The organism is Roseateles chitinivorans (assembly GCF_050632235.1).
Taxonomy (GTDB): Bacteria; Pseudomonadota; Gammaproteobacteria; order Burkholderiales; family Burkholderiaceae_C; genus Roseateles; species Roseateles chitinivorans_A.
Window position 1 is genome coordinate 1492475 of the sequence record NZ_CP192584.1, and the last position, 21743, is coordinate 1514217.

Sequence of the window (21743 nt, forward strand, 5' to 3'; positions counted from 1 at the left end):
AACCTCCCAAGGAGAACCTCGATGAAGCGCATGTCCCTGTCGATCGCCCTCGTGTCCAGCCTGCTCGCCGCTTCGGCGTTCGCCCAGACCGCCGCGCCGGCCTCGACCGCCACGCCGCGCGTCGACCAGCGTGAAGCGAACCAGCAGCAGCGCATCGCCAACGGTGCCGCGTCCGGTCAGCTGACCGCGAAGGAAACGCAGCATCTGGAGAAGCAGCAGGCCCGCGTCGACAACGCCGAAGCGAAGGCCAAGTCCGACGGCGTCGTCACCGCCAAGGAGCGCCGCCAGCTGCAGCGCAAGCAGGACGTCGCCAGTGCCGACATCCGCCGCGCGAAGCACAACGACAAGACCGCGGGCAAGTGATCCAGTCCTGACTTGCTCTCCCGGTGTTCGGGAGAGCGCCCGTGTCAGGTCCTCTGACTTCCGCGGCCGCTGGCCCTCACCCCTGCCCTCTCCCGCAAGCGGGAGAGGGAGTCGGTGCAGCGCGGACTGCGTGCGGCTCCCTCATCCGCCAGCGGGAGAGGGGGAAAGAGGAGTCGATGCTGCGAGTGGAGCCGGCCGGACTCCCTCTCCCGCTTGCGGGAGAGGGTGGGGGTGAGGGCCGGGGTCTCCGCAGGAAGATGAATTCAGAGCGCCTCTTCAGCGTCCTCGTCATCCTCACCCTGGGCGTCCTGCTTCCATTCCAGCGCCTGCTGGTAGAGCGCCTTGCGCGACTCGCCCGTGAGTTCGGCGGCCAGCGCCGCAGCCTGCTTCAGCGGCAGGTCGCGCACGAGCACGCGCAGCGTGCGCAGCGTCTCTTCGGGCAGACCGTCCGTGCTGGCGACCGCCGGCGCCGCATGCAGCACCAGCACGAACTCGCCGCGCTCGCGCTGCTTGTCCTCGGCCATCCAGGCGGGCAGCGTCGCGCAGGGCGCGGTGTGGATGGTCTCGAACTGCTTCGTCACCTCGCGGCAGACCGTGAGCGTCTGCTCGGGCGCGAGTTCGGCCAGCAGCGCGATCAGCTCCTGGATGCGGTGGGGCGCCTCGAACAGCACCTGGCTGTAGGGCGCGCCGGTCAGCGCCTGCAGCGCACCGCGGCGCTCGGCGGCCTTGGTGGGCAGGAACCCGACGAAACGGAAGCCCTGCGCGCGCGCGTCGCCGGCGACGCTGAGCGCCGCCGCGGCGCTGCTGGCGCCGGGCAGCGGCATGACGCGCACGCCGGCCTTCGCGGCCGCGGCGACCAGCACCGCACCCGGGTCCGAGATCGCCGGCGTGCCCGCGTCGCTGACGTAGGCGATGCGCTCGCCGGCCAGCAGCCGCGCGACCAGGCCTTCCGCCGCCTGCTGCTCGTTGTGCTGGTGCAGGGCCACCAGCGGCTTGTGCAGTCCGAGCCAGCGCAGCAACTGAGCGCTGACGCGCGTGTCCTCGCAGGCGACCGCGTCGACCAGTCCCAGCACGTGGATCGCGCGCAGGCTGAGGTCGGCGAGGTTCCCGATCGGGGTCGCGACGACGTAGAGCGTGCCGCCCGGATGTTGCTGATGACCGGCCGCGGCGGAAGCGGCGGCGATCAGCGAAGCGGACGGGGACGTCGACATGTTCAAGAAATTCTCCAGGGGAAGCACGGGCACCACGGGCGCGGTGGCGGCGGTGGCCGCGGTGGACACGCAGGCGCGCGGCGCGCACGCCGAGCAGCGCGCCCTCGATCATCTGACGCGCCAGGGGTTGCGGCTCGTGGCGCGCAATTATCGGGTGGCCCGCGGACCGTCCGCGCGCGGCGGCGAGGTCGACCTGATCCTGCGCGAGCGCGACGGGACGCTGGTCTTCGTCGAGGTCCGCGCCCGCGGGCACGATGCGCATGGCGGCGCGGCCGCCAGCGTGACGCGGCACAAGCAACGACGTGTGATCTTCGCGGCGCAATGTTTCCTGCGCACGCAGCGGGTCGTGCCGCCGTGCCGTTTCGACGTCGTGGCCATCGACGGCGACCGCATCGAATGGCTGCGCGGCGCCTTCGACGCGGCGTCGCCGTGGTCGCGGGACGGCTGGACGCCCGATTGACGGGGTCCGTCCGCCTTTATCATCCCCGCACCTATGTTGGAACAACGCATACAACAACAATTCTTCGAAAGCGCCGACCTGCTGTACCAGATCGCCGAGGGCCTGTCGCGCCCGCTGGCGGTCGCGGCGCAGATGATGGTGGACGCGCTGACGGGTGGCGGCCGCGTGCTGAGCGCGGGCCTGGGCATCTCGGCCGCGGACGCGACCTACATGGCCTCGCTGCTGTCGGGCCGCTTCGAGCAGGAACGTCCCGGCCTGGCCGCGCTCGCGCTCGACGCGCAGGCGCAGGGCTACGCCGATCCCGCTTCGGCGCTGATGCGCCAGATCCAGACCTTCGGCCATCCCGGCGACCTGCTGCTGCTGTTCGAGGCCCAGGCCAGCGGCGCGGCCGCGGCGCTGCTGCAGGTCGCGCACGGCCAGGAGATGAGCGTGATCGTGCTCAGCGGCACACAGGACGACGACTGGCGGGGGACGCTGCTCGACACCGACGTGCAGCTGCGCGTGCCGCACAGCCGCTTCGCGCGGGTGGCGGAGGCGCACCGGCTGCTGTCGCACTGCCTCAGCGACGCGATCGACCTGCAGCTGCTCGGCGCGGGGGAATGAGCCCCGCCCCCTGATACCTGCCCCGACTTCAGCCCCCGATCTCCGACCCCGACGGCGATGCCGATCCCCCTTCCCCGACTCCCAAGGACCTCCGCATGACCACCCAGACCCGTTGGAACCGCCGCCTGATCCTCGCCGCCGCGCTGGGCGGCGCCCTGCTGCAGACCGCGTGCGTGCCGCTGATCGTCGGCGGCGCCGCGGTGAGCGGCGCGCTGGTGGCGACCGACCGCCGCACGTCCGGCACGCAGCTCGAGGACCAGGGCATCGAGCTCAAGACCTCCAACCGCATCCGCGAGCAGCTCGGTGACCGCGTCCATATCAGCGTCAACAGCTACAACCGCATGGTGCTGCTGACCGGCGAGACCCGCAACGACGAGGACAAGGCCGCCGTGGAGCGCATCGCGCAGGGCGTCGAGAACGTCAGCAGCGTGCTCAACGAGGTCGGCGTGGGCATGCTGAGTTCGCTGTCCAGCCGCGGCAACGACGTCGCCATCGCGGCGAAGGTGAAGGCCAGCCTGGTCGATGCCAAGGACCTGATCTCGAACGCGTTCTACGTGGTCGTCGAACGCGGCAACGTGTACATCATGGGTCGCGTGACCGAGCGCGAAGCCGACCGCGCGACCGACATCGCGCGCGGCGTGCGCGGCGTCCAGAAGGTCGTGCGCGCGATGGAGATCATCAGCGAAGCCGAGCTGGCCGCGATGGGCCAGGCGCCGCAGTCCAAGTCGAAGACCGCGCCTTGAACAGGCGCTGAACACACGCTGAACACGCGTTGAGCGCGACCGCCGGTGCCGTCCGGCGGCCGCACCACCGCCTCCGAGGGACCGCCGATGCGGTCCCTTTTTCTGGCCGCGAGGTCGACACAGAAAAACGGGGCTCATCAGTGTCGGGCTCGTCGCCGGTGGTGCGATATGGACCCGGCGCTTTCGGACATTTTGTCGAGTCCTTTGACTTGGCTCACACATGAAGGCAGTCGCTGCTGACGGATCGACCAGCGCTCTTCATCATCGCGCCTCCCTCAATGAGCAAAGCGGAGGCCGAGGCGATGTACTTTCCCTATCTCCATGGCAAACAGAAGGAGGTGCTGGCCCTGCGGCACCTCGCGCCGGTCCTCGGTCGGGATGGCCAGTTGCAGCCGGTGCTGGAGCCGGTGCGCCAGGCGACGACCTCGGTGCGCCACACGCTCGAGGCCTGCGAGGCGCACCGGCTCCAGGTCTGGCTGGTGGTCAATCCGGTGCGTCAGGATTTCGAACTGCTGCCGCCGGCGCAGTCGCTGGAATGGGGACGCCAGCTGTTCACCTCGCTGCCCAGGCGGCAGTGGATCCACCCGACCCTGATGCTCGGTCCGTCCTTGACCGCCTCCCTCATCCGGCGCTTCGTGCAGCTGTTCGGTTCCAGGCCGCTGGGCCTCGTCGCCGGGCCCGATGCGCCGCCGCTGCACGAGGTGATGACCCTGCTGGGCGGAGCGCAGGTGAGGACGGTCTTCTTCAAGGACATCGAACCCACGCACGCGGCGCGCGTGGCTGTGGGGCCCGCCGGATGCGTCTGGGTCGAGAACCGGCGGCTGCCGGAGAGCCCCGAGTTGCGCGTCAGCGAACGTCATCTGTTCACCGACCGCGCGCTGACGTTCCACAGCGACGGCTTCGCGGGATTCTCGGACTACACGACGCTGCCATCGCGTCCGGAGGCGCCGGAGCTGGCATCGCGGCTCGCGGCTTTCCGCCTCAGTGGTCTGCGTACCGCGCCGGCCACCGGCGAGTTCTGGATCGAACACTTCCTGGGCGGGCGCTTCGGTCCCGACGAGGGCGGCGCCGATGGGCGCTTCCGCCAGGCGCTGCTGGCCTTGCAGGCGGCGCTGGACCGGACCGACGTCTGTTTCGGTCCCACCGAGGCGGTGCGGCGTTACCTCGACGCCCTCGCCGGAGGCACCGTGCCGACGCGGGCGCTGAGCAAGCAGTGGGAGGTGATGCACCACCTCGAGCTGGTCAGCGGCGTGCTGGCGGGACGCTTCCCGCCGAAGCCGGTGGCCGTCGCGCCCGAAGGGCTGCTCATGAGGCTGCCGCGCTCAGGCGCACCGGAATTCCGCTGAGGATCGAGGTGCCCGAGATCGGATCCCGGGCGTCGTCGTCCAGCAGCAGGTTCATGTTGACGCCGGGGTGCCGGGCGGCGACGGAGAGCCGGCTGCCGGTGAGGTCGTGGCCCCAGCCGTGCGGCAGGCTCACCACGCCGGGCCGCATGTCCGGGCTCAGCGTGATCGGCGCGATCAGGCTGCCGCGGGCGTTGCTCAGGCGCGCGGACTGGCCGTCGGCCAGGCCGGCGCGCGCGGCGTCGTCCGGATGGACCAGCAGCGTGCAGCGGTCCCGGCCCTTCGCCAGCACCGGCAGGTTGTGCATCCAGCTGTTGTTGCTGCGGGTCTCGCGCCGGCCGATCAGCAGCAGTTCGTCGCCGGTGGGATGGCGCAGCGCGGCGTCGGCGTGGACGAGGTCCGCCAGCAGCGCGGGCGGCGCCAGCTCGATGCGGCCCGACGCCGTGCGCAGCACTTCGGGGATGCGGGGCTGCAGTTCACCGAGGTCGATGCCGTTCGGCGCCGCGCGCACCTGCTTCAGCGTCAGGCCGTCCGGCTTCGCGCCGAAGCCGTCGCCGTACGGACCCGAGCGCAGACCCAGGTCGAGCCAGCGCGCCGGGCCGGCGCCGCCCTCGAGCATCGCGAAGATCGCCTCGGCGTGGTCGCCGGTCTGGCGCTTGAGTTCGGCACGCAGCGCTGCGTCGTCGAAGGCCTGCAGGTCGGCGTCGGCCGGTTGGCCGGCGACGATGGCGGCCAGTCGCAGCAGCGTCTGCCATTCGGCACGCGGCGCTTCGGACGACGGGCTCTCACCCGCGCGTGCGTCGGCGTTCGCGTCAGGGTCCGTGGGCATCACCGGGCCGGACCAGCGCGCGTGATTGCGCCAGGACAGCTGCGCGAACACCATGTCGTAGTGCCAGTCCTCCAGCGGCGACGGTGGCGGCAGGACCAGGTCGGCATGGCGGCTGGTCTCGTTGATGTAGGGGTCGAGGCTGATCATGAAGTCCAGGCCGTCGAGTGCGCGTGACAAACGCGCGCCGTTCGGCGCCGACAGCACCGGGTTGCAGGCCACGGTGATCAGCGCGTGGACCTGGCCGTCGCCGGGCGTCTCGATCTCCTCGGCCAGACAGCTGATGGGGAACTCGCCCATGACCTCGGGCGCCTTGCCGACGCGGCTCTGGCGGCGGCCGGTCGCGACGCCCTTGCCCTGACCCGGTCGGCCCATCGTGTTGGCCGCGAAGGCCGCAGCCTTCGGGAACATCAGGCCGCCCTCCGTGTCGAAGTGGCCGGTGACGATGTTCAACGCGTCGATCAGCCAGCTGTTCAGCGAGCCGAAGCGTTGCGTGCAGGTGCCGAAGCGGCCGTAGAGGACAGCCTTTGGCGTCGTCGCGAATTCGCGTGCGAGCCGGCGTTGCGCGTCGGCGGAGATGCCGCAGTGCGCGGCGCCGCGCTCGGGTGGGAAGTCGGCGACGGCGGCGCGCAGCGCGTCCAGGCCTTCGACGTGATCGGCCATGCGGCCGAGCGTCACGAGTCCTTCCTCGAAGACCGTGTGCAGCAGGCCGAGCAGCAGGAACACATCGCCGCCGGGGCGGATCGCGAGGTGCTCGTCGGCGGCTTGTGCGGTCTCGGTGCGGCGCGGATCGATGACGATGATCCGTCCGCCGCGCGCCCGCATCGCCTTGGCCTTGCCGCGGTAGTCGGGGCTGGTCCACAGGCTGCCGTTGCTGACCATCGGATTGGCGCCCAGGCAGAGGAACAGGTCGGTGCGCGGCAGGTCGGGCACCGGCACGCTGAGCCAGTGGCCGTACATCAGGCCGCAGGCGAGCTGCTTGGGCATCTGGTCCAGCGTCGAGGCCGAGAACAGGTTGCGCGTTCCCAGCGCCCGCGCCAGGTGCGGGAAGTAGCTGAACAGGCCGATCTTGTGCGAGGCCGGATTGCCGATCGTCAGCGCGACGGTGTCGGCACCGAACTGCGCGCGCAGCGGCGGCAGGCGGCGGGCGATCTCCTCGAAGGCCTCGTCCCAGCCGATGGGGTCGAAGCCCGATCGGTCCGCGCGGCGGCGCATCGGCTGGCGCAGGCGGTCGGGGTCCTCGTGCAGGTCTTTCAGCGCGACGCCCTTGGGGCAGAGATAGCCGTGGCTGAACGGGTCGGCGTCATTGCCGCGGATGGACACGATCGCCGTGCCCTCGGCGGACGTGCGGGTGCGGATCTCGAGCCCGCAGCAGGCTTCGCAGAGCGGGCAGATGCGGGTGTGCGTGTGATCGGTGGTCGTGGCAGCGGAGCTGCTGGCGGCGGCTATGGCCATGGCTGTCTCCCGTCGTTCGGCGACGATTGTGGGAGCGGCTCAGTGTCATCGAGGTCATGTGCGCGACAGCCGGGGTGGCTCCCTCTCCCGCACTGCGAGAGAGGATAGGGGTGAGGGCCAGCGGCCGTCGCAGGCTACATCTGCCGGAACAGGTGGGTGTAGCTCTCCGCGACGATCAGCGCGTCCTCGCTCTCCTTGAGCTTGACCTGCATGCGCCCGCGGAAGTCGCGCGACACGCCGGCGACCGCCGCCGCGTTGACCAGCGTGGAGCGGTGGATCTGCCAGAACTGCTGCGGATCGAGTTCCTCGACCAGTTCCTTGAGCGGCTTGCGGATCAGCGCCTCGCCCTGGCGCGTCGCCACGCGGGTGTACTTGCTGTCGGACTGGAAGTACAGCACCTCGTCGACGGTGATCAGCTTGAGCGTCTGCCCGACCGACGCGTTGATCCAGCGCAGGTACTGCCGCTTCGTCGTCCCGCCGGCCTGCGCGCCGAGCTGGCTCAGCACCGCGCTGAGGTCGGCGGGCGGGCCCGCCAGGCGCTGCTTGATGCGCTGGATCGCGGTGAACAGCCGCGCGGGCTCGAGCGGCTTGAGCAGGTAGTCCACCGCGCCCTCGTCGAAGGCGGCGACGGCGTACTGGTCGTAGGCGGTGACGAACACGACATGCGAGCGGCCCTGCACCTGGCGCGCCACGTCCAGGCCGGTGGCTCCCGGCATCTCGATGTCGAGGAAGAGCACGTCGGGCTTGACCTCGTGCAGCAGGCGCAGCGCCTGCACGCCGTCGGCGGCCTCGCCGAGGATGTCCAGTTCCGGCCAGAGCTGGGAAAGCCGCTCCACCAGTTCGTGGCGCAGCGTGGCCTCGTCCTCGGCGACGACGGCGGTCGGATGCAGGGTCATGCGGGCAGCTCCAGCGTGAATTCGGTGTCCTCGGCGTTGCTGCGGCATTGCAGCCGCGGCGGTGGCGTGCCGGGCGCGCGTTCGAGGCGTTCCAGCCGCTCGCCCAGCGCGTGCAGTGCCGCTTCTTCACCGCCCAGACCGCCGCGGTCGAACGACAGCCGCAGCCGCAGGCCGCCGCCGGGCGATTCCTGCGCGCTCAGGCGCGCCTGCGACGGCAGTCGCGTCGCGTCGCGCAGCATCAGCTGCGCCAGCGGCAGCAGCAGCATCGGCGGCAGCGGCCGCGTCGCGAGCCACGCGGACCAGTCGGTCGACAGGCCCAGCTGCCGGCGATGCCGCCCGGCGACCACGGCCAGGTAACTGTCCAGCAGGGCGGCCTCGGAGGCCAGCGTCACGCCGCGGTCGCGCAGCCGCGGCAGGGCCACGCGCAGGTGGCGGATCAGGCGTTCCATCTGTTCGGGGGCTTCCTGGTCGGCGCGACCGTAGGCGCGCTCGATGTCCACGAGCGTGTCGAACAGGAACTGCGGCTCCACCTGCGCCTGCAGCGCGGCCAGCCGTGCGGCGACCGCGTCGCGCTGCATCGCGCTCTGCTCGCGCAGCAGGGCCTCCACCTTCGCCCGGGTCCGGCGGCGGCGCATGGCCATCTCGTACCAGGCCACCGAGAGGCTGGCAGTGACGCAGATCGACAGGCATTCGCCGATGAAATTGAGCCAGCCGACCGGCTGGCAGGGCGCATCGCACTTGCGATCCCGCGCGAGCTCGGCGATGGAAGGCAGGTGGAGCATCGGCATCAGCTGGTCGTAGACCAGCTTCGCGAGCACCGCGCCGATCAACACCGCGGCGCCCACCCGCGTGATCCGCCAGCGGTTCTCCGGCGCGCTGCGCGATGCCGGCAGCCAGGTGAACAGGATGACCGTCGCCACCAGCAGCGGCGTCAGCATCTGGTTGGCGAGCGCCGACGGCCAGCGCGGATCCTCCATCACGTAGAAGATCGACGACGCGTCCACCAGTCCGTAGAACACGCCGATCAGCAGGAACCAGGACAGCTCCTCGCGGCGCAGCGAGCGCCACGAATGCCAGACGTGGGCGACCGGCTCGCGCACGCTCATGGCGCGACTCCGGCGGTCGCCGCATCCGTCGCGGCCGCCGGGTCGGGGGCATCGCCGCGGGCGCCGCCGCCGAGCGGCACGCGCACCCGCGCGACCACGCCGCGGGGCGCCGCGGCCTCGAGCTCCAGGCCCGCCTCGCGACCGAACATCGCGGTCAGCCGCGCCCGCGTGTTGGCGAGTCCCACGCCGCTGCCGCCGCTGGCGGCGAAGCCCTGGCCGGTGTCGCGCACCTCGAGGACCAGGGCCTGGCCGCCGGGCTCGCGCCGTGCGGTGATGTCGATGCGGCCGCCCTCGGGCAGCGGGGACAGGCCGTGCTTGATGGCGTTCTCCACCAGCGTCGGCAGCACCATCGGCGGCAGCGGCGTGGCGAAGAGCGCGGCGTCGGCCTCGATGTCGAAGCGCAGCCGCTCCCCCATGCGCATCTGCAGGATGGTGAGGTAGCTGCGCGCGAGTTCCAGCTCCTGCCCCAGCGTCGAGGTGCCCTGGCGCATGCTCGGCAGCGCGGCGCGCAGGTAGGCGATCAGGCTGCCCATCATGTCGCGGCCGCGCTCGGGCGCGGTCTCGTAGAGCCGCTTCACGTTGGCCAGCGTGTTGAACAGGAAGTGCGGCTCGATCTGCGCGTTGAGCGCGGAGAACTGGGCCTCCATCTGCTGCGCCTGGAGCCGGTCGTGCTGCCGGGCCAGTTCGGCGAGCCGCGCCTGGGCGCCGCGCTCCTCGCGCACGCCGTGCACCAGCGCGGCGAAGAATCCGCCCAGCACCAGCCACAGCGCCATCGTCGAGGCCAGCCAGTCCCAGTGCAGCGGCGCCTCCGGGTCGCCCAGGTTCGCGACCTTGTAGCGCAGCAGCGTGCCGACGGTGGCGCCGACGGCGACCGCCACGGCGCGCACGGCCAGCGGCCAGCGCGACCTGGTGCGTGCGAGCAGCGCCTCGGCCAGTGCCAGCGCGGCCAGCACGCTCAGCGCCGTCAGCAGCGTCTGCCGGGTGAAACGCAGCCATTCGGAGAGCCAGCCCGACAGGCTGTCGTCCTGCGTCAGCCAGGTGAGCGACCGGGCGCCGGCCATCGCGAGGCAGAAGTAGAAGCAGGCCGCGATCATGCGCAGGTTGAAGAGCTGCAGCGCGGCGTCCCGCGCCGAGCGGCGGGGCTCGGCCGCGTTGCCGGCGGGCGCGACGCCGGGCGGGGAAGGGAACGCATCGGACATGGCGGCATTCTGGCCGCCGGGCGCGGGACCCGCCAGCGGGCGTGCGACGAAGCCGCCCAGGGTCGGACGAGTCCGGCATCCGTGGGGCGGACGCGGCACGGGCGCGGCGCGGAAGCGGCATACTCGCCGCCCATGAAGATCCATATCGGAAACGGCGTCCGCCTGTTCGTGGACGTCGAGGGACCCGGCCTGGTGCCGGACGGGGCGCGGATGCGGGAGAAGCCGACGCTGATCTGCATGCATGGCGGGCCGGGTTTCGACCATGCGGCGTTCAAGCCGGCATTCAGCCAGCTGGCGGACCTCGCCCAGATCGTCTATTACGACCACCGCGGCCATGGCCGCAGCGATCCTCGGCCGTCGTCCGAGTGGACGCTGGACATGTGGGCCGACGACATCGTCCGCCTCAGCGACGCGCTGGGCATCGAGCAGCCGATCGTGCTGGGCCAGTCCTTCGGCGGCTTCGTCGCGCAGCGCTACATCGCGCGGCATCCGGGCCACGCCTCGAAGGTGATCCTGTCGAGCACGTCGCACCACATGGGCCTGGCGCGCAAGCTCGACGCCTTCGAGCGGCGCGGCGGCCCCGAGGCCCGTGCATTGGCCGAGGCCTTCTGGAGCCGTCCGACGCGCGAGACCTTCGAGGCCTACTGGGCCGGCGTCCGCCACCTCTACAACACGCAGCCGGCGGCCGATCCCGAGGCGGGCGGTCGGACGCTGGTGAACCTGGACATCCTGCTGCACTTCGTCAGCGGCGAGAAGCAGGACCTCGGCCTCCTCAAGGGGCTGGAGAAGGCGCAGTGCCCGGTGCTGGTGATGGTCGGCGAGGACGATCCGGTCTGCCCGCTCGAGGACGCGCTGGAGATCCACGACGCCCTGCCGCCGCAGTGGCGTCAGCTGGCACGTTTCCCCGGCGTCGGGCACGGCGCGTGGCGCGACGATCCGGTCGCGGCCTTCGCGGTGCTGAGGAAATTCATCGCCGAATGATCGGCGGGTGACTCGGCCATGCGCCCGCTCCCGCTTGCGGGAGCGGGAGTGAGAGCGCGCGTCAGGACGCGACGAGCGCCTTGAGGTCGCGCTCGACCAGCGTCGCGTCGCCGAGGTTCAGCTCGATGACGCGGCGCAGGTGGGTGATGCTCTCGATGTCGATGCCCAGGCAGAGCAGGCCAGCGCGATCGCCCTCGACGTGCGCCAGTTGCGCGGCCATCGTGATGCGGCCGTCATGCGGCGCCAGCGGCAGGTCCAGCAGGCACAGCGCGCCGGGCTCGACGCCCGATCCGGGCGGCAGCAGCAGCAGCGCGCCCTTGAGCGACAGGTCCAGCACCTGCACCGGCAGGCGTTGATCGACCGTCACCAGCTGCGCCGGGCCGGCGAAGGCGATGCGGGAGAAGTGACGGCGTTCGGCGCTCATGGTGGGCTCGCGAGTGGGCCGGCGCTCAGAGCTCGGCGTAGATGGTGCTCTTCTCGATCGCCTGGTGCAGGCGCGAGGGCGCCAGCGGTTCCAGGCCCATCGTCTCCAGCAGGTACCACGAGGCGCGCAGCAGCGCGGAGGTGGCCTGGCGGAGCTCGGTCGATTCGGGCGTCTCGGCGCGGGAGAGCATCGCCTGGAGCTGGCGCGACTGCTGGTGGCCGCCCACCTCCGGCACCTGTGAGGGCACGTGGGCCTGGGTGAGCCGGCCCAGCAGCTGCTGGACCTCATGGCCGTGCTCGGGGGACTGGATCAGGCGGGCGAGGTCGCCCAGCAGGCGCTCGCCGGCGGCCGCCAGCAGCTGCGCGGAATGATCCGCGCCGCCGCCCACGTAAAGCGCCGACGCCATGTCCAGATACTCCAGCGCTCGCGCCAGACGGGGCAGATCACTCACCGCATGTCCTCCTTGATGCACTCTTGTCACGACTGCTGTTGCATGCATTGCCGCGGTCTTGTTCTGGAAACCGGTTCCCTCGCGGCGGCGTAAAGAGGAGTGTATCGGCGCGCCGCCGCGCTGCGCACACCGTTTGTCACGACGACGGGTAGCATCCATCGGTTCGCAGGGCGGGCACTCTTTTTGCCATCCGACGTGGCCTGGCGCGGGCGACGCCAGAACCCCACGCCATCCAGACTTACCCGGAGATTCACATGAACCGTCATGACATGCCGACCGAGGGACTGATCGATCTCAGCGAGGCGCCGACGATGCGCGCGCGCCGCGACGCGCTGGGGCGGCTGGGCCGCTATGCCGCCGCGGGGCTGGTGCTGCCACCCGGACTGGCCGTGCTGCCAGCGCTGGCGGCCGACGGCGAGGACGACACCTACGACCAGGACTCGGTCGTGCATGCGGCGACGGAGTTCTTCGGCGAGACGACCGAAGGCCTGGCCAAGGTGATCGAGAAGGCCTTCAAGGACCAGGGGCGCCCGAACGCCTACATCAAGGGCCAGGAAGCCAGCGGCGCCCTGACCGTGGGCCTGCGCTACGGCGAGGGCCAGCTGATCATGAAGCGCGGCGGCAGCGCCAACGTCTACTGGGCGGGGCCGTCGGTCGGGTTCGACGTCGGCGGCAATGCCTCGAAGGTGTTCACGCTGGTCTACAAGCTCCCGAAGACGAGCGACATCTACCGCCGCTTCCCCGGCGTGGACGGCAGCCTGTACTACATCGGCGGCGCGGGCGTGAACTACCAGCGCGCCGACGGCGTCACGCTGGCGCCGATCCGGCTGGGCGTGGGCCTGCGCGCGGGGGCGAGCGTCGGCTACGTCCACTACCGGCGCGAGAAGACGATCAATCCGTTCTGAGATCGCAGGGCGGAAGGCCGCCAGTGGCGGCGTCCACGCGGGGCCGGCCGGGTTGCGGCCCCTTCAGCCTGCTCAGCCGGTGCGCAGCGGCGCACCTTCGCGCTGGCTGCGCGCGAGCGCCTGCTCGGCGCGGCCAAGCAGGCCGCTGCCGGTGTCGCCCGGACCGCGCCAGGCCGTGAGCCCCATGCTCAGTGGACCGGCGGTCGGCTGCTGCTGCATCCACACCGCGCGGAAGCGCTCGCAGACCTTGCGGCCGGTGGGCAGGTCCACGTCGTGCAGCAGCATCAGCATCGCCTCGCCCTGTCCGAGCGCGAGCACGTCCTGCGCGCGGCACTGCTGACGCAGCATGTGGGGCAGCGCGCCGGCGGGCGCACGCGCCGCGCCCAGCGCCACCAGGCACCAGGCCATGTCCGGGGAGTTCTGCTGCTGGCGCTCGACGAGCCGGGCCAGCAACTGATCGCGCGAGGCCAGCGGCGAGGACGCGCCGGACTCGATCGCCAGCAGATGGAATCGCTTGAAGTGGGCGAGGGCGACGCTGAAGTCGCCGTGCGCCTCGGCCAGGGCGCTGAAGGCCTCCTGGATCGGCGCGTGGTTGTCGCCGTGGATCTTGCGCAACTCGTCCAGACGGGAACGGGCTGCATCGAGTTGGCTGTCCAGGATCAGACGGCGGGCCTCGGCGCAGCCTTGTTCCAGATCGCCCAACGTATTGGGGCTGGAGCGCAAGACCTTATCGGGAGTCATAACTGAAAAGAATAGCGTCCGCTATACGACCAATCTATGGGGCCAACCCGGGGAAACGCCGTTGCACTCGCATCAAATGGTGTGTGGGCCGCAAGTGCGTGCTTACCGGTGGACACGCCGACGCCAGGTTGGTGACGAGCCGATGAGCGCTCGGCGACGGTGACCGGGGGATGGGCGAGAGGTGGATCGGATGACGGCCTCCTGCCGAAGCCATGACGCTTTCGTGGATCGGGGACACGGGTCGCGAAGGGGCGGGACTAGGATGGTCCGGGCCCCGTTGACGGAGATCCCCGCATGACCCAGAAGACCGTTCCCCCGTCCGCGCTTCCCTCTGCGCCATCCGCGTCTTCGGCCGCGTCGCAGCGGCCGCTGCAGGCCACCGCCGACACGCTGCCGCCCCAGGACATCAGCGCCGAGGTACTGCTGGAGAAATACGCCAAGGGCGGCGAGCGCAGCCTCGAGGAGGTGAGGGCACGGGTGGCGCGGGCGCTGGCGGCGGCGGAGTCGCCCGAGCAGCGCGCGCACTGGGAAGCGAAGTTCCTGGAAGCGCAGCGGCGCGGTTTCGTGCCGGCGGGGCGGATCGCGTCGGCGGCGGGGACGGGGCTGTCGGCGACCTTGATCAATTGCTTCGTCCAACCGGTCGGCGACGCGATCGCCGAGGAGGAGGATGGCCATCCCGGCATCTACACGGCGCTGACCGAGGCGGCCGAGACGATGCGTCGCGGCGGCGGGGTCGGCTACGACTTCTCCCGGATCCGGCCCAAGGGCGCGTACGTGAAGTCGACGCAGTCGAGCGCCTCGGGCCCGGTGAGCTACATGCGGGTCTTCGACCGCAGCTGCGAGACGGTGGAATCGGCCGGCTCGCGTCGTGGCGCGCAGATGGGCGTGCTGCGCTGCGACCATCCGGACATCGAGGCGTTCATCCACGCCAAGGACCAGGGCGACCTGAAGAACTTCAACATCTCGGTCGGCGTGACGGACGCGTTCATGGAGGCGGTGGAGGCGGACTCGGACATCGAGCTCGTGCACAAGGCGGCGCCGGGCGACAAGCAGCGCGCGGCCGGCGCGACGCAGCGCGCGGACGGACTGTGGGTCTACCGCCGGATGCGGGCGCGCAAGCTGTGGGACCAGATCATGCGCTCCACCTACGACCACGCGGAGCCGGGGGTGCTGTTCCTGGACCGGATCAACGCGGACAACAACCTGCATTACTGCGAGTCGATCAACGCGACGAATCCATGCGTGACGGCCGATACCTGGGTGTTGACCGGTGACGGCCCGCGACAGGTCAGCGACCTGATCGGGATGCCGTTCCTGGCGATGGTCGACGGCAAGGCCTACCGGACGGAGTCGGCCGGTTTCTTCCTGACGGGAACGAAGCCCGTGTTGGCTCTGAAGACGAAGGAAGGGCATTCGCTGCGGCTGACCGCGAATCACCTGATAAGGCGGGTGCTCAAGCGGCAAGGTGCTCAGTCCGAATTGACCTGGACGCCTGCGGGAGCCCTGCAGCCTGGTGACGAGGTCGTGTTGCACGACCATCGGGCTTGTGTCGGATGGATCGGACGGACGGAGCTCGCCGAAGAAGTCCGCGCTGTGGGCAACGGCGCATGGCTGACGGAGGCAGGCGACTTGACTCGGGCAGTCGAGGTCGCCTCGTCGACCGTTCAGAGCTCGTACCTGCGCGATCTGTTTGATGTCAGCGGCACGATGACAGCGTCAGCGAACGGGCAACCGAGGGCGATGCTGCGGCTACAGGACGAGCGTATCGGACGCGGCATTCAACGAATGCTGCTGCGCTTCGGTGTTGCGAGCGTTCTGGATCGCCACGAAAGCGGAATCGAACTCGGCATTGCTCGGGACAACCTCGATGTCTTTGCTGCCCGGATCGGTTTCTCGGATGCCGCGAAGACACGACTGCTCTCAAGGTGCGTGGAGGACCAAGCGAGCGCGCCCGATCGCGAGCGCTTCGTGGCCACGGTCGCTTCCGTCGATCCCGACGGCGTCGAGCCCGTCTACGACGTGACGGTCGAGCACGTGCATGCCTTCGACGCCAACGGCCTGATGGTCCACAACTGCGCCGAGCAGCCGCTTCCCTCCTACGGCTGCTGCTGTCTCGGCTCGATCGACCTGACGGTCTTCGTCAAGGACGCGTTCGTGGCGAAGGCCTCGTTCGACGAGGCCGAGTTCACCGACATCTGCAAGACCGCCACCCGCATGCTCGACAACGTGCTCGACGTGACGCCTTGGCCGCTGCCTCAGCAGGCGCGCGAGGCGGCCAACAAGCGGCGTGTGGGGCTGGGCTTCACGGGCCTGGGCGACACGCTGGTGATGCTCGGCCTGCGCTATGACAGCGAGCCCGCCCGTGCGATGGCGCGGCGCATCAGCGAGATCATGCGCGACGCCGCCTATGAGGCGTCGGCCGACCTCGCGATCGAGCGCGGCGCGTTCCCGCTCTTCAACGCCGATCTCTACCTGTCGGGCGGCAACTTCGCCTCGCGGCTGCCGCCGTGGCTGAAGGACAAGATCCGCGCGCAGGGTCTGCGCAACTCGCACCTGCTGTCGATCGCGCCGACCGGCACGATCTCGCTGGCTTTCGCCGACAACGCCAGCAACGGCATCGAGCCCGCGTTCTCGTGGAGCTACACCCGCAGGAAGCGCATGCCCGACAACTCCTTCAAGGAGTACGCCGTCGAGGACCACGCCTGGCGGCTCTACCGCCACCTGTTCGGCGCCGACGCACCGCTGACCGACGCCTTCGTCACCGCGCTCGAACTGCAGGCGTCGGACCACGAGGCCATGGTCGCGGCCGTCGCGCCCTTCGTCGACACCTCGATCTCCAAGACCGTCAACGTCCCGGCCGACTATCCCTACGGCGACTTCCAGGACCTCTACCGGCTGGCCTGGAAGAGCGGGCTGAAGGGCCTCGCCACTTACCGCCCGAACAGCGTGCTGGGCGCGGTGCTCAGCGTGGAGCCGATCGCCAAGCCCGAGCCGCTGAAGGCCGACATCGGTCCCAACCAGCGGCTGCGTGTCGAGCGCCTGCCCAAGCCAGTGCTCGCCTCGCTGCGCTGGCCGAGCCGGCCCGAGATGCCTGGGGGCAATCCCGCGTGGTCGACCATGATCCGCCACCCGCATGGCGACTTCGCGCTCTTCGTTGGCGAGCTGCCGGCGGAGGGACCGGACGCAGGCCTGTTCGGCCGGACGCTGCCGTTCGAGGTCTGGGTCAACGGCGCGGAGCAGCCGCGCGGTCTGGGCGCGATGGCCAAGACGCTGTCCATGGACCTGCGCGCCAACGACGCGGCCTGGCTGCGCTTGAAGCTCGACGCGCTGGCGACCGTCGCCGAGGAACGCGCGTTTGAAATGCCGATGCCGCCGCTCGGCGAGCCGCGGCTGTTCCCGGGCGTGGTCGCGGCGACCGCCGCGGTGATCCGCTGGCGCTGCGAGCAGCTCGGCGCGCTGCAGGAAGGCGGTCCGACGCCGGTGCTCGACGCGATGTTCTCGCGGGAGGAGCCGCGCACCGGCACGGCCGGCACGCTCGCGTGGGCCGTCGACGTCGACAACCCGGCCACCGGCGAGCTGTTCACGCTGACGCTGAAGGAGGTCAGCCTGCCCACGCCCGACGGCGGCAGCGTCACGCGGCCCTGCGCGATGGGCTTCTCAGGCAACTATCCGAAGGCGCTGGACGGGCTGGCGCGGCTGCTGTCGCTGGACATGCGGGTGCTCGACCCGGGCTGGATCGGCATGAAGCTGCGCAAGCTGCTCAATGTCGGCGAGCCGCTGGGCCATTTCATGGCGCCGGTGCCGACGCTGTCCGGGGAGAGACGGCAGCAGGTGTGGCCGTCGACGGTCGCGTATGTCGCGCGTCTGGTCATCCACCGCTACGCGATGCTGGGGGTGCTGGACGAGAGCGGTTATCCGCTCGTCGACATGGGGCTGATGCAGCAGGCGCCCCTGAAGGCCGCGGGAGCGGCCGCGGGGTCGGCGCGCGCCGCCTCGGAGGCCGGCGGCATCGTGGCGATGGCCGGCAAGAAGTGCCCCGAGTGCGGCAACGCCACGCTCATCCACCGCGACGGGTGCGAGTTCTGCACCGCGTGCGGGTTCGTGGGGCAGTGCGGGTGACCGCCCCGCCGGGCGCCATGCCCGGCGCGATGTCCAGGGTCAGGCCTGGCCCGGCGCCTTGTCTTCCGCGGGGGCGTCGCCGCCAGCCGGTGCGCCCTGGGCGGTCGGCTCATCCGCCGGGGCGTCGGAGCCCGCGCCGCTGGCCTTGCGATAGGCCTTCTCTTCCTTCTTCTTTTTCTTGGCCAGCTCGCGTTGGCGTTTTTCGTATGAGTAGTTGGGGGTAGCGATATCGGCCTCCGATAGGTTGGGGGTGATCGATGAGCCTGACGTTTCCGCCATTGCGCGAATCCGGGCCAGTTCCTGGCGGTGGACGTTGGTCCCGGTGGTGGTCAATCGAAGGCCGCCGCCATGCCATTCCAGCCAGTCCAGGTCGACCAGGCGGTCGATCAGCTTTTCCGGAATCTCGTTGGCCTGACGCCGCTGGAGCGCATCGACACTCTGCCGCAACGAAGCACGGAGCTCGTCGAGGGTTTGTGGGACAGGCATGGTGCTCCTCCTCCGATCCCGCCCCGCGACATGCGGGGCGAACAGATTCGCCAAGCAATCAAGGCGAGGACTTGCACGGCTTCCGACAGGAGAGCGAAGCGAAGACTTCGGGATGACAGGCTCACGGTCTATCGGCTGATCGTAGCGCAGACCCGCCCGCCAACCTCCCGCGAACCTTTTTCGCGGAAAACGAATCCGTTAAGACGGCGTTTGCGTACAGCGTTCTCGGTGGGGCGCTTGGGCCTCGCCGCCAACCCCCGAGGAGCTGCGATGACCCCGCTGAACGCCCTGAATTCCCGCGCCACGTCCGTTCTTGTCCTGCTGGCGCCGGTCGCGCTGCTCGGCGCCTGTGCCATGTCCGGCCCGTCGGGATCGGCCGGCCCGGCGTTCTCCCAGGCCGGGTTGCCCGCCGCCGTGCAGGTGCCGGACGGGCACAAGGTGTCGATGGAAACCGTCGGCGTCGGCAAGATCACCTACGAATGTCGGGCGAAGAAGGACATGGCCGGCCAGTTCGAGTGGGTGTTCGTCGGTCCGGATGCGGCCTTGAACGACAGGCGCGGCACCACGGTCGGCAAGTACTACGGCCCGCCGGCGACCTGGGAAGCCCGCGACGGCTCCAAGGTCACCGGCACACAGGTGGCGGTGGCGCCCGCGGCGGCCGGCAGCATCCCGCTGCAGCTGGTGAAGGCCAATCCGGCCATCGGCATGGGGGCCATGCAGGGCGTCAGCCACATCCAGCGCGTGGCCACCAAGGGCGGCGTCGCGCCGCAGACGGCGTGCGACGCCACGGGCGTGGGGCAGAAGCAGGTCGTCGACTACCAGGCGGATTACATCTTCTGGGCGCCGGTGGCGATGCGCTGACGGGTCGCGACTGCCGGCGTGGCTCGGCGCGCAAGAAGCCGCTGCCTGCCTACGCCGCTGGCCCTCACCCCCACCCTCTCCCGCAAGCGGGAGAGGGAGCAAGAAAGGCGCCGATCGGGATGGTTCCGCGTGAGAGGGGTAGGAAGGGCGGCTTTAGAGGGGGCGCCGCGCTTGCGCAGGCGCCATCCCAGCACGGCGATGCCGGCGAGCAGCAGGGCGTAGGTCGACGGTTCCGGGACCGCGCTCAGCGTCGTGAATCCGTTGCTGAAGCTGTAGGTTGCTGTCAGGCCGTTGACCTTGGTCGCGGCGACGAGGTTCAGGAAGCTCGCGTCGTGCGACAGGTCGCCGGCGAAGCGCAGCGCGTAGCCGGCGCCGAGCTGCGTCACCGTCAGCACGCTGCCCGCCACCACGCTGCCCACCGACGCGAAGTTCAGCCCCGCGCCGTCGAGCTCGAATGCGCCGCTGCCCAGCAGGGACAGGCTTGCGAAGCTCTGGTTCCCGCCGGTCACCTTCAGCGTGCCGCCGTTCACCTCGAGCGCGCCGGCCGCGCCCAGGCGCTGGTCGCCTTGCAGCTCGAGCACGCCACCGTCCAGCGTCACCGTGCCGACGTGCTGGCTCTGGCCGGTCAGCACGACCCGGCCGCTCTCGACCTGCATCTGGTTCACGTTGCTGAAGGCGCCCGCGTAGCTGAACTGGTTGCCGTTGCCGACCTCGAAGCGCACCGTCGCCGAGCCCGCGCCGCTGGCGCCGCGCACGTCGCCGAGGATCACCGCCTGGCCGCCGCTGACCACCAGCGTGCTGCGGCCCGCGCCCAGGTCGATCGCCACGCCGCTCGCACTGCCGTCGATGCGGCCGGCGTTGACCACCGTCGTGTCGTAGTCCGAGGCCGAGCGGATTGCCGCCGCGGTGCCCCCGCCGACGATGGTGCCGCCGACCTGGTTGTCGATGCGGACCAGCTTGCCGCTGCCGCCCAGCCCGCCGATGTAGATCGCCGAGTCGCTGGACCCGCGGATCACACCGCCGGCACCGTTGATCACGGTCGTGTTCGCGTAGAGCGCCTCGCGCAGGCCGGTGTTCGGGCCGCTGGTGATGTCGTTGCCGACCAGCGAGATCCCGCGGCCCACCGCGTTCGTGTTGCCGGCCGCGACGAGACCTTCGATCAGACCGGTGTTGCGGATCGTGCCGCCACCGGCCGAGATGCCTTCGCTGAAGGCCAGTCCGCTGCCCAGCGGCGAGAACGCGTTGATCGAACGGATCGTGCCGCTGCTGATGAGGTCCAGCGGGCCGTCCACGTCGACGCCGTCCCCGTCGCCGGTCACGCCGTTGCCGGTGATCAGTCCGGCGTTGCGGACCGTGATCACCTGCAGCGCATTGAAGCCGTCGAAGTTCAGACCCGAGCCGTTCATGCCGCGGATCGTTGCACCGGCCGCGTTGTTGATGGCGCCGGTCCAGGCGATCGCCGTGTCCGGGCCGCCGGTCACGCCGTGGCGGCCGCCTTCGAGCAGGCCGCCCGACAGGTTGTTGAAGGTGATGCCGCTGTTGCCCTGGAAGTCGACGCCGTCGCTGCTGGAGCCGGACGTCGTGACCGAGCGGATAGTGCCGGCGTTGTTGACGATGCCGTTGACGCCCGGACGGACCGCGTCCGCCTCGTAGGCCAGCATCAGCGCGCCGGCCTGGTTGTTGACGACGTTGCTGCCCGAGGCGATCGCGTTGAAGTCGACCACCTGGTTGCCGCTTCCCGAGGCGTTCGTCGAGATCATGCTGCCCCAGTTGGTCAGCGTGACGCTCGCGGGCGACTTGTTCATCTGGATCAGGTCGGCGTCCTGAGCGCGCATCAGCGCGGTGCTGTTGCTCGCGCTGCCGTTGACGATGACCAGGTTCTGCACGCCGGTGTTGTCGCGGATCACGCGGCCCGTGCCCGTCTGCACGATGGTGCCGAGGTTGTTGAGCGTCGCGTTGTTGCCGCTGACCGTCACCGCGACCGTCGAGCCGCCCACCGTGAGCGTGCCGGTCGCGCACAGCGCGCCGGTCTGGCCGTTCCCGCTGCCCAGCGTCTGCGCTGCCGTGAACGCGCCGCAGAGGTCGAAGGATGCGGCGCCGGCCGGACCGGCCTGCAGCAGCAGCGCGGCAAGCGCCAGTCCGCTCAGGCGGAACACCGGCGCGCGGCGCAGGTCGGAAGCGGAGCGGCGGGACAGGAGGTGGGCCATGGCAACGGGGGTCTCGTGTGAAAAATTCACGCGATGCTAGGAGGCACCGGTCCCGGGCGGCACCGCCCGAGCAGGGTGCCCCTGACGGCCTCTTTGACACACGCCTGTCATCGATCGATGCGCGCATTCACCGTCCACCCGACCGCTCAGCGGCCCGGTTGTTCCATGGGAACGGTCATACGGCGGTCGGACCGTTGTTCGGCGAAGGCGGGAAATCCCCCGCTGCCATAGGGGATGCACGCGACCCGTGACCCCCATCACGGTGGTCCTCCCCGCGAATGCGGGGAGGGGAAAACCGATCCCGCACTGTGTCACGGCACGGGGAGAGTGACACATTCGAGGCATGAGTTTCAAAAGTAGCAT

The 21743-nt window shown here is 70.4% G+C and carries 19 protein-coding genes; 9 read left to right on the plus strand and 10 right to left on the minus strand.

Going from position 1 to position 21743, the window contains the following annotated elements; genetic code table 11:
- The first annotated feature begins 21 nt into the window (after positions 1–21).
- Entirely contained in the window at positions 22–363 is a 342-nt protein-coding gene (locus tag ACQ859_RS06735; RefSeq protein WP_431265122.1) for a hypothetical protein, read from the plus strand.
- A 263-nt stretch (positions 364–626) separates the two neighbouring features.
- On the opposite strand, the gene rsmI is transcribed toward ACQ859_RS06735, so the two are convergent.
- The gene (gene rsmI / locus ACQ859_RS06740; RefSeq protein ID WP_431266476.1) at positions 627–1574 is read right to left on the minus strand and encodes a 16S rRNA (cytidine(1402)-2'-O)-methyltransferase; all 948 of its coding nucleotides are present in this window, start codon (positions 1572–1574) and stop codon (positions 627–629) included.
- On the opposite strand from rsmI, the gene ACQ859_RS06745 reads away from it, so the two are divergent.
- From ACQ859_RS06745 to ACQ859_RS06760, 4 genes are all read left to right on the plus strand, one after another.
- Complete coding sequence (locus ACQ859_RS06745) at positions 1573–2034, plus strand: YraN family protein (RefSeq protein WP_431265123.1); 462 nt, start codon at positions 1573–1575, stop codon at positions 2032–2034. The two genes, rsmI and ACQ859_RS06745, sit on opposite strands and share 2 nt — an antisense overlap.
- A gap of 33 nt (positions 2035–2067) precedes the next feature.
- Positions 2068–2637, plus strand: coding sequence for an SIS domain-containing protein (locus tag ACQ859_RS06750; RefSeq protein WP_431259224.1), 570 nt, complete (start codon positions 2068–2070; stop codon positions 2635–2637).
- Positions 2638–2732: 95 nt separating this feature from the next.
- A complete protein-coding gene (locus ACQ859_RS06755) occupies positions 2733–3380 on the plus strand; it encodes a BON domain-containing protein (protein WP_431265124.1) in 648 nt (215 codons plus the stop codon).
- 278 nt (positions 3381–3658) lie between these two features.
- Entirely contained in the window at positions 3659–4726 is a 1068-nt protein-coding gene (locus tag ACQ859_RS06760; RefSeq protein ID WP_431265125.1) for a sce7725 family protein, read from the plus strand.
- On the opposite strand, the gene ACQ859_RS06765 is transcribed toward ACQ859_RS06760, so the two are convergent.
- The 4 genes from ACQ859_RS06765 to ACQ859_RS06780 form a co-directional block, all read right to left on the minus strand.
- A complete protein-coding gene (locus ACQ859_RS06765) occupies positions 4686–7004 on the minus strand; it encodes a molybdopterin-dependent oxidoreductase (protein ID WP_431265126.1) in 2319 nt (772 codons plus the stop codon). The genes ACQ859_RS06760 and ACQ859_RS06765 overlap by 41 nt on opposite strands.
- Before the next feature lie 134 nt (positions 7005–7138).
- Positions 7139–7900: a LytR/AlgR family response regulator transcription factor gene (locus ACQ859_RS06770; RefSeq protein WP_431259220.1), complete on the minus strand. Its 762-nt coding sequence runs from the start codon at positions 7898–7900 to the stop codon at positions 7139–7141.
- Complete coding sequence (locus ACQ859_RS06775) at positions 7897–9006, minus strand: histidine kinase (protein WP_431265127.1); 1110 nt, start codon at positions 9004–9006, stop codon at positions 7897–7899. Before ACQ859_RS06775 ends, ACQ859_RS06770 begins: the two co-directional genes overlap by 4 nt.
- Complete coding sequence (locus tag ACQ859_RS06780; RefSeq protein WP_431265128.1) at positions 9003–10205, minus strand: sensor histidine kinase; 1203 nt, start codon at positions 10203–10205, stop codon at positions 9003–9005. The genes ACQ859_RS06775 and ACQ859_RS06780 overlap by 4 nt, the downstream gene beginning before the upstream one ends.
- Positions 10206–10337: 132 nt before the next feature.
- Here ACQ859_RS06780 and ACQ859_RS06785 point away from each other — a divergent pair, with 132 nt between their 5' ends.
- Positions 10338–11186 (plus strand): alpha/beta fold hydrolase, encoded by an 849-nt coding sequence (locus ACQ859_RS06785; RefSeq protein WP_431265129.1) that lies wholly within the window; start codon positions 10338–10340, stop codon positions 11184–11186.
- A 61-nt stretch (positions 11187–11247) separates the two neighbouring features.
- Here ACQ859_RS06785 and ACQ859_RS06790 read toward each other — a convergent pair whose 3' ends face one another.
- Together ACQ859_RS06790 and ACQ859_RS06795 are read right to left on the minus strand one after the other, a co-directional pair.
- Positions 11248–11610: a PilZ domain-containing protein gene (locus ACQ859_RS06790; protein WP_431259216.1), complete on the minus strand. Its 363-nt coding sequence runs from the start codon at positions 11608–11610 to the stop codon at positions 11248–11250.
- A gap of 25 nt (positions 11611–11635) precedes the next feature.
- On the minus strand, positions 11636–12061 hold the full coding sequence (locus tag ACQ859_RS06795; RefSeq protein WP_431259215.1) for a hypothetical protein: 426 nt from the start codon (positions 12059–12061) through the stop codon (positions 11636–11638).
- A gap of 254 nt (positions 12062–12315) precedes the next feature.
- Between ACQ859_RS06795 and ACQ859_RS06800 the strand changes: the two genes are divergently transcribed.
- Complete coding sequence (locus ACQ859_RS06800; RefSeq protein WP_431259214.1) at positions 12316–12966, plus strand: DUF1134 domain-containing protein; 651 nt, start codon at positions 12316–12318, stop codon at positions 12964–12966.
- A 72-nt stretch (positions 12967–13038) separates the two neighbouring features.
- On the opposite strand, the gene ACQ859_RS06805 is transcribed toward ACQ859_RS06800, so the two are convergent.
- Positions 13039–13707: a GGDEF domain-containing protein gene (locus tag ACQ859_RS06805; RefSeq protein ID WP_431265130.1), complete on the minus strand. Its 669-nt coding sequence runs from the start codon at positions 13705–13707 to the stop codon at positions 13039–13041.
- 294 nt (positions 13708–14001) lie between these two features.
- Here ACQ859_RS06805 and ACQ859_RS06810 point away from each other — a divergent pair, with 294 nt between their 5' ends.
- A complete protein-coding gene (locus ACQ859_RS06810; RefSeq protein WP_431265131.1) occupies positions 14002–17826 on the plus strand; it encodes a ribonucleotide reductase N-terminal alpha domain-containing protein in 3825 nt (1274 codons plus the stop codon).
- A gap of 39 nt (positions 17827–17865) precedes the next feature.
- Here ACQ859_RS06810 and ACQ859_RS06815 read toward each other — a convergent pair whose 3' ends face one another.
- Positions 17866–18312, minus strand: coding sequence for a hypothetical protein (locus ACQ859_RS06815; protein WP_431265132.1), 447 nt, complete (start codon positions 18310–18312; stop codon positions 17866–17868).
- A 270-nt stretch (positions 18313–18582) separates the two neighbouring features.
- On the opposite strand from ACQ859_RS06815, the gene ACQ859_RS06820 reads away from it, so the two are divergent.
- Complete coding sequence (locus tag ACQ859_RS06820; RefSeq protein WP_431265133.1) at positions 18583–19173, plus strand: DUF3455 domain-containing protein; 591 nt, start codon at positions 18583–18585, stop codon at positions 19171–19173.
- On the opposite strand, the gene ACQ859_RS06825 is transcribed toward ACQ859_RS06820, so the two are convergent.
- Entirely contained in the window at positions 19140–21380 is a 2241-nt protein-coding gene (locus ACQ859_RS06825) for a PEP-CTERM sorting domain-containing protein (protein WP_431265134.1), read from the minus strand. The genes ACQ859_RS06820 and ACQ859_RS06825 overlap by 34 nt on opposite strands.
- Between the last annotated feature and the right edge of the window lie 363 nt (positions 21381–21743).